The organism is Pseudomonas sp. R3-41 (assembly GCF_054161485.1).
Window position 1 is genome coordinate 4,124,018 of record NZ_CP096421.1, and the last position, 12,341, is coordinate 4,136,358.

The window sequence follows — 12,341 nt, forward strand, 5'->3', positions numbered from 1 at the left end:
GGCCCAGGTCGCCGGTGCGATACATGCGAGCGTTTGGAGCCGTGCTGAACGGGTCTTTCAGGAAACGCTCGGCCGTGAGGTCGTCACGATTGAGATAACCGCGAGCGACCCCAGCGCCACCGATGTAGATTTCGCCCGGAACGCCCAGTGGCACCGGTTGTTTGTGTTCATCCAGCAGATAGAACTGGGTATTGGCCACCGGTTTGCCGATGTGCGCGGCAAACCCGTCTTCGCGGGCCATCGACACCCAACTCGAATACGTCGTGGTTTCCGAAGGGCCGTAGAGGTTGCACAGGCGCTTGACCTGGGTCTGCTCGAACAACGTCTCCACCAGGCTACGCTTCAAGGCTTCACCGGCCACGTTCACCGTGTCGACGCCCTCGCCCAATCCGCCCGATTCCAGCAGCGCCTTGAGCGCCGAGGGCACGGTATTGACCAGGGTAATGTCGTGTTCGCCCTGTTGCAGTTCCAGCACATTAGTGACCACGTCGATGCTGCCGCCGGAGGTCAGCGGCGCGAAGCACTCGTAGACGGCCAAGTCGAAGTTCAGCGAGGTCGAGAACAAGGTTTTCGACAATATCTTTGAGTCGAACGAACGATGGGCCCAAGTGAGGAAGTTCACCGTGTTGCGGTGTTCGATCATCACGCCTTTAGGCAGGCCGGTCGAACCCGAGGTGTAAATCACGTAAGCCAGGTGCGAGGACGTCAGCTCGGCGACCTCGGGATTCTGGACGGACTCGTCCTGCCACAGCCCGCTGTCCAGATCGACCACTGGCATCGATGCGCCTGCCAGCAATTCAAGGGTCGCCGTCTGCGCCAACACCGCTGCTGGCGCGCTGTCTTCCAACATGTAGGCAATCCGATCCAGCGGATACGCCGGATCCAGCGGCACATAACCACCGCCGGCCTTGAGGATCGCCAGCAGTCCCACCACCATGTCGATGCCACGCTCGACACAGATCGCCACCCGCGAATCCGGCTCCACGCCCTGCTTGCGCAGGTGATGGGCCAGGCGGTTGGCCCGTTCGTTCAACTCGCGATAAGTCAGGCGCCGCTCGCCACGAACCACCGCCACGGCATCCGGCGTACGCTGGACCTGCGCTTCGAACAACCCATGGATCGTCTGCTTGCGCGGATAGTCAGCCTCGGTGGCGTTGAAATCCCGCAACAACTGCCAACGCTCGTCACCCGGCAGGATATCCAGCCCGTTGACCGGTGCCCGAGGCGCGAATTCCAGCGCCTCCACCAGGCTCGCCAGGGCTGTCTCCATGTAGGCGCCGACCTGCCGGGCATCGACGGCGCCAGCGGTCTGCACAGTCAACAAGAAGCCTTCGCCCTGGTCATCGACCGACAACATGCACGGATAATTGGTCCGTTCCATGACCGCCAGCACCTGCGCCCCCGCCCAACGCTCGATGCCGTCGTTGTCCTGGAGCGGGCTGTGGCGGTAGTTCAGCAAGGCGCTGAACAACGGCAACGCAGCCGGCACGCCGCTGCAGCGCTGGGCCAGCGCCAGCGAGGCGTGTTCATGACCGAGCAACGCGGTCAGGCGCTCATGGGTCGCCTTGACGCCCGTGCGTACGTCCTCGGCGCCCACTTTCACCCGCAGCGGCAAGGTATTGATGAACATGCCCAGCGCACGGTCAGAGCCCTCGCCGCTCTGCATGCGGCCCAACAACACGGTGCCGAAGACCACATCTTCGCGCCCGGACAAGCATCCAAGAACCCTGGCCCACGCCAGGTGATGCAGGGCCGCCGGGCTCACGCCCAACTGGCGCGCCTGCTGGCGCAGGCGCAGGCTCAATGCGCTATCGAGGTTCAGCTTGGCCTCGTCGACGCCGCGGCCGTCGCCCTGTACTTCACGCAGCCCGAACGGCAACGTCGGCTCCTCGACATCACCGAGCATGTCGCGGAAGAAACCTTCGTGTTGCTCGCGGCTGACGCCCAGCAGGGTCTGCGCCACATAATTGCGGTACGGCATGGCGGCGTCCAGGCGTTCGCCCTCACCGTTGAGGCACGCCAGCATTTCGTCCTGCATCACGTCCAGGGCCGTATGGTCCAGGGCGATGTGATGGAACAGCAGGATCGCCACCCAGCGCTGCTGGGCACTGTCCCAGGCACACGCCAGGCGCATCAGCGGCGCCTTGCCTAAATCCAGGCGACAATGCCGAGGGTCGAAAAGCGCTTGTAGTTGCGTGGCGATGTCGCCCTGGGCCGGGTCCAGCAGCGGTTCTTCGAGCAGCAGCTCGGTACGGCGCAAAACCACTTGCAAGGGCTGGTCGAAGCCTTCCCAAAGCACGGCGGTCCGGAGGATGTCGTGCCGATCGATCACCGCCTGCAACGCTTGGACGAACCCATCGAGCCGGGCACGGCTGTCCAGGGCAAACGTGGCTTGCAGCAAGTACGGGTCGCCCGCTTGCGCGGCAATGTGGTGGTAGAGAATCCCCTCTTGCAGCGGGGCCAGCGGATAGATGTCCTGTACGTTGGCGACTCCGCCGGGCACCGTGGCGACAATCCGGTCGATGGCGGGCTGGTCCAGCGACACCAGCGGCAGCATGGCCGGCGTGATCCGCTGGCAACCGGCGACGATGCCATTGGCCGGCACCACGATGTCAGCGCGACCGCCGACCGCCGCGGCCAGGGCCGCCAGGGTCGGCTGACCGAACAAGACGCGCACATCGGCGCTCAGGCCGGCCTGGCGCATGCCTTCGATCAGCTTCACGGCCAACAGTGAATGCCCGCCCAGCTCGAAGAAGTGGTCATGGCGGCCCACCCGCTCCACGCCGAGGACCTCGGTCCACAGCCGCGCCAACACGGTCTCCACCTCACCCAGCGGTGCTTCATAGGCCCGACTGGCAAAGGCGTCCGCCTCGGGTGCCGGCAGCGCCCGTCGGTCCAGTTTGCCGTTGGGCGACAGGGGTAGTTTTTCCAGGCGCACATAGGCCGCCGGGACCATATAGTCCGGCAACAGTGCTTGCAGATGGGCGCGCAGCGAATCGGCGTCGGGCCAAAGATCCGCGACCGCAGGCGTGAAATACGCCACCAGGCGTTTGTCGCCAGGGCTGTCTTCACGGGCGATGACCGCCGCCTCCTTGATCCCGGCCTGCTGGCAAAGCCTGGCCTCGACTTCTCCCAGTTCGACACGGAAACCGCGGATCTTGATCTGATCGTCGTTGCGCCCCAGGTATTCAATGCAACCGTCGGGCTGGTAGCGTCCCAGGTCACCGGTCTTGTACAGGCGCGCCTGGCCACCCACCGCAAACGGATCGCGGATGAAACGCTCGCCGCTGAGGTCGTCGCGGTTCAGGTAGCCACGGGCAACGCACACGCCGCCGATGTGGATCTCGCCCGCCACGCCGGCCGGAACCGGACGCAGGTGTTCGTCCAGCAGATAGATGCGCGTGTTGGCCACCGGGTGCCCGATGGCCGGCAGCGTAGGCCAGGCGCCGACATCGTCCGGCAAGGTCAGCGCGGTGGCGACGTGGGACTCGGTCGGCCCGTAGTGGTTGTGCAGGCGGCAGCCCTCCAGGCGGGCGAAAAACTCACGGATCTGTGGCGTGATGCGCAGTTGCTCGCCCGCGGTGATGACATCCAGCAGTGGACAGGCCAGCGGCCCGCGCTCACCGTCGCCCACCACCGCTTCGGCCAACGCCTGCAAGGCGACACAGGGCAGGTAGAGGCGCTCGATGCGCTGTTCGCCGATGTGCTGGAACAAACGGTGGAAATTCAGCCGGACATCGGCATGGATCAACGACAATTCGCCACCGGCGCACAGGGTGCTGAACATCTCCTGGAAGGCAACGTCAAAGCCCAGGGCCGCGAACTGCAAGGTGCGGGCGCTCGCGCGTCCCTGCTGGCGGGCCTGTTCGATTTGCCACTGCATCAGGTTGACCAGGGCCCGGTGCGGCATGGCAACGCCTTTGGGCTGACCGGTAGAACCCGAGGTATAAATGACATACGCCAGGTTGTCGGGGCCCAGGCCGCTCACATGCGGATCGGTTTGCGGCTGGGCGCTGATGCCGGCACCATCGCGCTCCTCGGCGTCGAGCAGCAACACCGGCACGCTCGGTTGCGCGAAGCGCGCCTGCAAATCGCGCTGGGTCAGCAGTGCCTTGGGCGCACTGTCCTCCAGCATGTAGGCCAGGCGTTCGCTCGGATAGGCCGGGTCCAGGGGCACATAAGCGGCGCCGGCCTTGAGAATACCCACCAGCCCCGCGACCATTTCCAGGCTGCGGTCCACGCAGATCGCCACACGATCATCGGCACCGATTCCCTGCTCGATCAGGCGATGGGCAATCTGGTTCGCCAGCCGATTCAGCTCACCGTAGCTCAGGCACGCGTCCTGATAGGTCAGCGCCACAGCATCCGGCCGGGCCTGGACCTGGGCTTCGAACAACTGATGGATCAGCAAACCCGCCGGGTAGGCAGTATCAAAGGCATTGAAGTCCTCGACCAACTGCCGACGCTCGTGAGCGGGGACAATATCCAGGTCATGCAGTGGCGTGTCCACAGTCTGATCGAGGGCATCGGCCAGCGCTTCGAGTACCGTATTCATGTAGGCGCAAATACGCTGCGCGCCGATGCCGGCCACGGCTTGCACCGTCAACCCGAACGACTCGCCCAGATCGTCTATCGACAGCGACAGTGGGTAGTTGGTCCGCTCTTCGCCGCCGAGGATCTCGACCCCGGCCCAGGTTCGCGCCTGACCGGCGTCCTTGGGTGCCTGCGCGGCCACCGCGGTCTGCCGGTAATTGAGCAATGCGCTGAACAGTGGCGTCGGTGCGGCGACCCCGCTGCAACGCTGCGCCAGGGACAATGGCGCATGCTCGTGGCCGAGCAACGCCGCCAGGCGCTCGTGGGTGGTTTTCAGCGCAGCCAGTACCCCCTGCCCTCCGGCCTCGACACGCAACGGCAGCGTGTTCACGAACATGCCCAAGGCATGCCCGTCATCCTGGCTGCTGTGCAGGCGCCCCATCAACACCGTCCCGAACACCACATCCTGTCGACCGGACAAACGCCCCACCACCTGGCCCCAGGCCAAATGGTGCAGGCTCGCCGTGCTAACCCCCAGGCGTCGTGCCTGGGTGCGCAGGCGCTGGGTCAAGTCGGCAGCCAGGGCCAGCGAAGCTTCTTCGATACCGGTGCCGTCGCCCTGCACATCCTGCAAGCCGAACGGCAGCGTCGGCTCGTCCACGTCACCGAGCATTTCACTGAAGAACGCTTCATGTTGGCCAGGATCACTGCCCAAGCGCACCTGCGCCACATAGTTGCGATAAGGCACGGACCTGGGCAGCTCACCCGCACGGTTTTCCAGGTGTGCCTCGATTTCCTTGCCCAGCATGCCCAGGGACGTGGCATCGTCGATCAGATGATGAAACAGCAACACCGCGACCCAACCGCCATTGGCGAGGTCTTCGGCCACGTGGATGCGCATCATCGGCGCCTGGCGCAGGTCGAAGCGGGTATGACGAGGATCGAAGCGGACCCGCAACTGCTCGGCGATGTCGCCATCGGCGGCATTCAAGGCGAGTTCTTCCACCCTCAGCCGAGCCTGGCGCCAGACTACCTGCACCGGCTCACCGAGGTCTTCCCACATCACCGACGTACGCAGGATGTCGTGCCGTTCGATCACCGCCTGCAAGGCCTGGACGAACGCATCCAACTGTTCGCGACTGCCCACGCGCAACAGCGCTTGCAGCAGATAGGGGTCGCCCTGGGTGGTCGCCAGGTGATGATAAAGAATGCCCTCCTGCAACGGCACCAACGCGTAGATGTCCTGGACGTTGCTCACCCCGCCCGGCACCGCCGCGACAATACGATCGATCTCGCCCTGGGTCAGCGTTGCCAGTGACAGCATGTCCGGTGTGATGCGCTGGGCATCGTGGGCAATGGCGTTGTCCGGTACGACGATGCCGCCGCGGGTCCCCGTGACGGCCGCCAGTGTCGCCAGGGTTGGCTGGCCGAACAGCACCCGCACATCGGTGTCCAGATTGACCTGGCGCATGCGCTCGATCAGCTTGACCGCCAGCAGCGAGTGGCCGCCCAGTTCGAAGAAGCGGTCATGGCGCCCCACCTGTTCGACGCCGAGCAGTTCAGTCCAGAGCCCGGCCAGGGTGATTTCCACGTCGCCTACCGGCGCTTCGAAAATGCGATGGACATACGCCTGCGCATCGGGCGCCGGCAGGGCCTTGCGATCGAGCTTGCCGTTGGTGGTCAACGGGAATGCCTCAAGAACCACGAAGGCACTGGGCACCATGTAGTCCGTCAACGAGCCCAGCAGCTGCGAACGCAGTTCGACCGCCGACAGTTGTGCGCCTTCGTTGGCGATCAGATAGGCCACCAGGCGTTGGTCGCCCGGCGTGTCTTCACGGGCGATGACCACCGCTTCGCGTACACCCTCGCATGCCGCCAGCTTCGTCTCGATCTCGCCGAGCTCGATACGGAAGCCACGGATTTTCACCTGTTCGTCGTTGCGGCCCACGTAATGCAGCTCACCGTTCTCCTGCCAGCGACCGAGATCGCCGGTGCGATACATCCGGGCCCCGGCAGTGCTGTCGAACGGATCGGCGATGAAACGGCTGTCATTGAGTTCGGGCCTGTTCAGGTAACCCCGCGCCACCCCCGCGCCAGCGACATACAACTCGCCTTCCACGCCCACCGGCACGGGCTGGCCGTACGGGTCGAGCAGGTACAGGCGCAGATCAGGGATACGCTTGCCGATCGGGCTGACCCCTCCCCACTGAGCGTCCGCCGCTTCAAGGGGACGATACGTCACGTGCACCGTCGTTTCGGTGATGCCATACATGTTCACCAACTGCGTCCCGGCATTGGTTGCACGGGCATACCACGGCTTGAGAATGCGAGTGTCCAGCGCTTCCCCGCCAAAAATCACCTGGCGCAAGTTGTGGCGCAGGTCGCTTTCGCCCTGGGCCGCGATCAATTGCCGGAAGGCGCTTGGCGTCTGGTTCAGTACCGTCACACCGGCCTCGCACAACAGTGCGTAGCAGTCTTGCGGGGAACGGCTGACCCATTGCGGCACCACCAACAACCGGCCGCCGCGGATCAACGCCCCCCAGATTTCCCAGACCGAAAAATCGAAAGCGAAGGAATGGAACAGCGCCCACACATCCTGCGGGCCAAAATCAAACCAGGGCTGGGTCGCCGAGAACAGCCGCGCGACGTTGCGGTGCTCGACCATCACGCCCTTGGGCAAGCCGGTGGAGCCCGAGGTATAGATCACGTAGGCCAGGTGGTGCGACGTCAGCGCCGCGACGTCGGGGTTATGCAACGATTGCTCGGCGATCCCCGCGCTGGCGGGCTGATCGAGCCATAACACCGGGGCAGACAGCGCCGGCAGTTGCGCCTCCAGCGCCGACTGGGCGAGCAACGCCACCGGGGTGCTGTCCTCGAGCATGAAGGCCAGGCGCTCCGCTGGATAGGCAGGGTCCAGCGGCACGTAACCGGCGCCGGACTTCAGGATCCCCAACAAGCCGACGATCATGTCCAGGCCACGCTCGACACAGATCGCCACCCGATCATCCGGGCGAACGCCCAGCGCCAGCAGGCGATGGGCAACCTGGTTCGCCCGGGTATTGAGCTCGCCGTAGGTCAATGCCTGGTCTTCATGCACCACCGCCACCGCATCGGGCTGCGCGGTTGCTTGCGCTTCGAACAGGCCGTGGATCGTGCGGTCATGCGCATAGTGCTGCCCATCGTCGGCGTTCCAAGCCTGTAGCTGGCGGGCTTCGGCCGGCGTCGGCAGCACAAACCCACGGATCGGCAATGCGTCATTGCTCAAGCCTTGCTCCAGCACCTGCATGAAGCGCTCGGCCATTGCCTCGATTTCACCGTCCTGGAAAAATGCCGCGTTGTAGATCCAGTGCAACCAATCGTTATCGTCGTGCGGGTTGCTCCGGATGTGAATGGCCAACGGCATCTGTTCGTGACCGTTCGAGTACTTCACCGAACGGGCCGGGGCTTGCCCGAACATGAATTGGTGGTCGTCCAGTTCATAAGAGAACGATATGTCGAACAACTGCCCGCGGTTACCCTGCAGCAGCTCCAGTGATCGGTTCATGTCGCTCAGGGGGAAGCGCTGGTGGCGATAGTCTTGCTTGAGCGTGCGCGCCACCTCGTGGACCAGCTCGCCGAATGACAGGTCGGCGCCAAAGCGCAACCGCACGGCGCTCACCTGGGTGAACATGCCCATGGTTTTCTTGAAGGACGCGTTGGACCGGTTCAGGATCGGCAAGCCGATCACCAGCTCTTCACGGCCAGTGGTGCGAGCAAAATAAACATACAGCGCAGCCAGCAACACAGCCGAGCGGGACGACTGGTGCAGTTGCGCCAAGGCATCGATTCGCTCGTTCAGCGCCTGGGTGTAGGGCCATACGGCATGGCGACTGGGGGCCATGCGACCAGGGTAGCGATCACGGTGGCGGGCCACGAACAAGGGCGGTGGGACTTCCTGATATTTTTCCAGCCAGTACGCTCGTTCACGGGCAAACCGTGGAGAGTCGCGATAGCGGGCATCGTCCTCGATGAACGCCACGTAGGACGGCGCCGATACGTCTGGCGCCTGGTTGCTTTCCAGCGCGCTGTAGAGCTCGCCGAGTTCCTTGAACATCAAGCCGATGCTCCAGCCATCCAGGACAATGTGATGCACCTGGATGACGAAATAAAACGAAGCGTCATTGAGCTTGAGCAGCGCCAGGCGCAACAGCGGCCCCCCGTCCAGCGGGAACGCCATCGCCATCCGCTGCTGGACCCAGGCCTGTGCCGATGCCTGCGGATCGGGCTGATCAGACAAATCATGCACGGGCACCTGCACCACCAGCGTATCGACCAGCGTCTGCATCGGCACGCCACCTGCGTCAGCTTCACAGAGCAATACCGTGCGCAGGGCATCATGTTTTTGCACCAGCAAGTCGATCGCCTGCTGGAACCGCTCGGGGTCAACCGCGCCCTCGATGTGCAGGTAACCGCCGATGTTGTACAACGGGGAATCGCCCTGGACCATTTGCTCCAGCCAGATGTCTCGCTGGGCGGCCGTCAACGGGTAGGTTTGCGAAAATGACAGGGACTGGTTCATACCCGCCCCTCCGACACCCGAACGCTGGCCGACAGCAGACGGCCCTGTTGCTGCTCATGGCAGCGCTTGGCCGGACGGCCGGTTGCAACAACGTCACCCACCACACGCGCAAAGATAAATTTCATACGATCCTTCTCAGAGATTTGTCAGTGCTGCCCGGTTGAATGCAACAGGCACGCCTGGCGTTGATGCAATCCGCGCAGGTAGCCGGCGCGGCATGGGGTCGGTCGAACGGTCAGACGTTCGTGCATGGCATCGCCACCCGGCGGCGGATACGCGCCTGCCGGGTGGGTTGATGCCAAGCGTTTTCACAGGGGTCCGGCAGTGCTGTCGCGACACCGCAAGCCGAACGACAGGGCCTGGAGGGTCATTCAGGCTCGCTTGTCGCGCAGGGCGCAGTTGATGTCGGAAATGATCTGGCCATCCGACAACTTGATGATGCGATCCGCCAGTTGGAAGTACTGGTCGTCGTGAGTAATGATCAGCACCGTCTTGCCACGACGCTTGAGGTCGGGCAGCAGCTCCTCGTAGAAGAACTTCTTGAACGGCGGATCCTGGTCCGCGGCCCACTCGTCAAGTACGTAGACCGAGCGGTCCTCCATGTAGGCGCACACCAGCGCCAGGCGTTTTTGCTGGCCATAGGACAAGGCCTTCAGAGTGGAATACCCCTGCCCTTCGATCTTGATCTTGTCGGCCAGCCCCAGGGTTTCCAAGTACTTGCGCGCCAGCGTCGGGCTGCCGTCCTCTTCGTCGGGGCCGATGAGGCGGTTGAACAGGTGGAAATCGGAAAACACCGCGGAGAACAGGTCGCGATAGTCGTTGCGACTTTCATCCGTGACCGGCTTGCCATCGAGCAGGATCTCACCCTCCTGGGGGATGTAGAGCCCGCAGAGAAGTTTGGCCAAGGTGCTTTTGCCGCAACCGTTGCCACCGACGATGTAGATCAACTCGCCGGCCTGCACCGTCAGGTCGATGGGCCCCAGGGAGAAACCGCTCTCGGCGTGCAACTCCTGGTAGTGCATGCGCACGGCCTTCAGTTCGATGCGATTCCACGGTTTCTTGTGCTCCAGCAGATGCACCTTGGGCGCGTCGGTCTCGATGGGTTCCGGGTGCGGGCCGTTGATTGAGAAACCGAATTCCGCAAGACGGGTAGAAGCCACCCGGCCCGCCGCCAGCAAGGGCATCGCCCCGACCAGCAACGACAGCGGGCCCATGATGTACAACACGGCCAGGACGCTGGCGGTCATGATTTTCGGATCGACGGCACCGACCAGGGGGGCGGCGAACAGCAGGCAACCGATCAGCAACGACAGCGTGAATTGCCCGACGTTGTCGGCGGCGGTGTACCAAAGGCGCTCAACGAAGTTGTAGCGCGCCACGCGGGTGGAAGACGCCTCGATGGCCGAGCGACCGAACCAGCGGCGCCGCACGCCATTGAGCTTGAGTTCCTTGAGGCCGAACACCAGGGCGTGGGTGTATTCATTGAACGCGGTGTATTCATCCCGTACCCGGGACGTGTTCCTGACGCCACAGGAGAAGAAGAACAGATACAGACCCACCCCCAGGATCATCAGTGAAACCGTCAAGGCCAGCACGACCCACGACAGGTAGGCCAGGTAGCCGATGCCGAACAGAAAGACCGTCGTCTCCACCAGGATCGTGGGCATGATGATCAGCGTCGTATTCAATTGCGGGATGTCGTTGGTCAACATCGTCAGCACATTGGGCGGGCCGCGCCGGTCCACTTCTTCCAGCGGCGTGGCGAGAATCTTGCGACACAGCGCAATGCGCAAGCGCGTCATGATCCGCATGCTGGCGTAGGCCGGAAACAATGCCGCACCGTTGCGCAAGATCAGCGCCGTGGCACTGAGCCCGATGAACCAGTACAGCGCCTGCAGGCGAGAGCCGTCATTGTGGATAGCCTCGTTGATCACGCTCACCACCGCGATGGACGCCACCCCGCTGATGACCCCGCAGATCAACGTAAAGAGCGTGAGCCAGGGATGGTTACGCCACAACAGGCGCATGACCGAGCCCGGTTTTGGCTTCTTCTCTTTCTTCGCGTTCTGCTCGTTTTTCATGGGTTGCTATCCTCGAATGGAGTCACGAAAGGGCTCACGCCGGTCGCCATACGTCGCCCTGGGCGGTCATTTCGCCCATCGCCACAACGATGAGGCGTGGCTCCTCGTAAGGGTCGCGAGCGTGGGCGACCAACATGTTGTCGAGCATCACCACATCGCCCTTGCGCCAGGCGAACCTGACCGCACAGGCCTCATAGGCCTCGCCGAGCAACGCCATGACGTCGTCTTCTATCGGCGTTCCATCGCCGTAACTGACCATGCGCGGCAGACGATCGGCGCCGAACATATCGAGCAGGTCTTCGCGCATTTCCTCGCCGAGACAAAACGGATGGTGCAGCTGTACCTGGTTGAAAAAAGCCCGCTCCCCGGTTACCGGATGCTGGATAACCGCCGGACAAAGGGTGCGCACTTGCAGGGTTTCGTCGTCGAGCCATTCGAACTCGGTGCCCTCTTCCCGGCAACGCTGTTCGACGACGGCGCGCTCGGTGGTGCCGAAGAACGACGCCCAGCTCGGCTCGACACCGGCGGTGAAGGTGCGGCTGTAGCTCAGGCCTTTTTGTTCGAACCGGGCGACCACCTGCAGCGGCAGGCATTGCAGGACTTGGCGGATGTCGGCCAGCGGCGTCGCACCGCCCATCCGTGAGGGCTGCTCGCAATAGAACCATTGCTTGCGCGGCCAGCTTTGCAGATGTGAGCTCTCGTTGTGATACAGGATCATTTCGCGTTCGGGATACGGCGTGGAACGGTAGACGTTGCGTCCGCCCTCTTTCTTCGGCAGGTCGCCGTAGCTGCCGTGCAGCCCGGGCGACAAGGCTTCAGCGAACGCCTCGAAGGCTGGCACCGAGCCGAGATCGAAACCGCGAAACAGCACCGCACCATGGCGACACAGCAACGCCTCGATGGCTTCGCGATGGGTGCTGGCCCACAGCGAAGGATTCAACGCCGGTTCAACCGGCTCGATCACCACCGGCAAACTCAAACCGTCGGCGAGCAATGACAGCCTGATCGATTCGCCAGTTCCAGGACCTGGCCAGGCAAGCGAATCCGCGATCCCGTCAGCGGGCATGACGGGCGAAGCGTCAGTTTGAAGACTCATCAATAACTCCTGAACCACGGATCGTCGGATCCACGTCGCAGGGCCGGACCAATGCGACCCACCATCGGGCAAG

The 12,341-nt window shown here is 63.5% G+C and carries 4 protein-coding genes (1 of these 4 cut by a window edge); all 4 read right to left on the minus strand.

What is annotated here, in order from left to right:
* Positions 1-9,091, minus strand: the 5' end (the start) of a protein-coding gene (locus M1D99_RS17780) for a non-ribosomal peptide synthase/polyketide synthase (RefSeq protein WP_458130529.1). Its footprint begins 20,030 nt before the window's first position; the window shows 9,091 of its 29,121 coding nt (coding positions 1-9,091); it begins with the start codon at positions 9,089-9,091; the stop codon falls past the left edge of the window.
* Positions 9,088-9,216: a hypothetical protein gene (locus M1D99_RS17785; RefSeq protein ID WP_434570767.1), complete on the minus strand. Its 129-nt coding sequence runs from the start codon at positions 9,214-9,216 to the stop codon at positions 9,088-9,090. The genes M1D99_RS17780 and M1D99_RS17785 overlap by 4 nt, the downstream gene beginning before the upstream one ends.
* A 246-nt stretch (positions 9,217-9,462) precedes the next feature.
* Complete coding sequence (locus M1D99_RS17790; RefSeq protein WP_186710154.1) at positions 9,463-11,172, minus strand: cyclic peptide export ABC transporter; 1,710 nt, start codon at positions 11,170-11,172, stop codon at positions 9,463-9,465.
* 34 nt (positions 11,173-11,206) lie between these two features.
* Positions 11,207-12,268 (minus strand): TauD/TfdA family dioxygenase, encoded by a 1,062-nt coding sequence (locus M1D99_RS17795; RefSeq protein ID WP_434570769.1) that lies wholly within the window; start codon positions 12,266-12,268, stop codon positions 11,207-11,209.
* Between the last annotated feature and the right edge of the window lie 73 nt (positions 12,269-12,341).

Excerpts from the sequence above, each read along its gene's own strand:
- M1D99_RS17785 (WP_434570767.1), bottom strand. The coding sequence starts at position 9,216 with ATGAAATTTATCTTTGCGCGTGTGGTGGGTGACGTTGTTGCAACCGGC.
- M1D99_RS17790 (WP_186710154.1), bottom strand. The coding sequence starts at position 11,172 with ATGAAAAACGAGCAGAACGCGAAGAAAGAGAAGAAGCCAAAACCGGGC.
- M1D99_RS17795 (WP_434570769.1), bottom strand. The coding sequence starts at position 12,268 with ATGAGTCTTCAAACTGACGCTTCGCCCGTCATGCCCGCTGACGGGATC.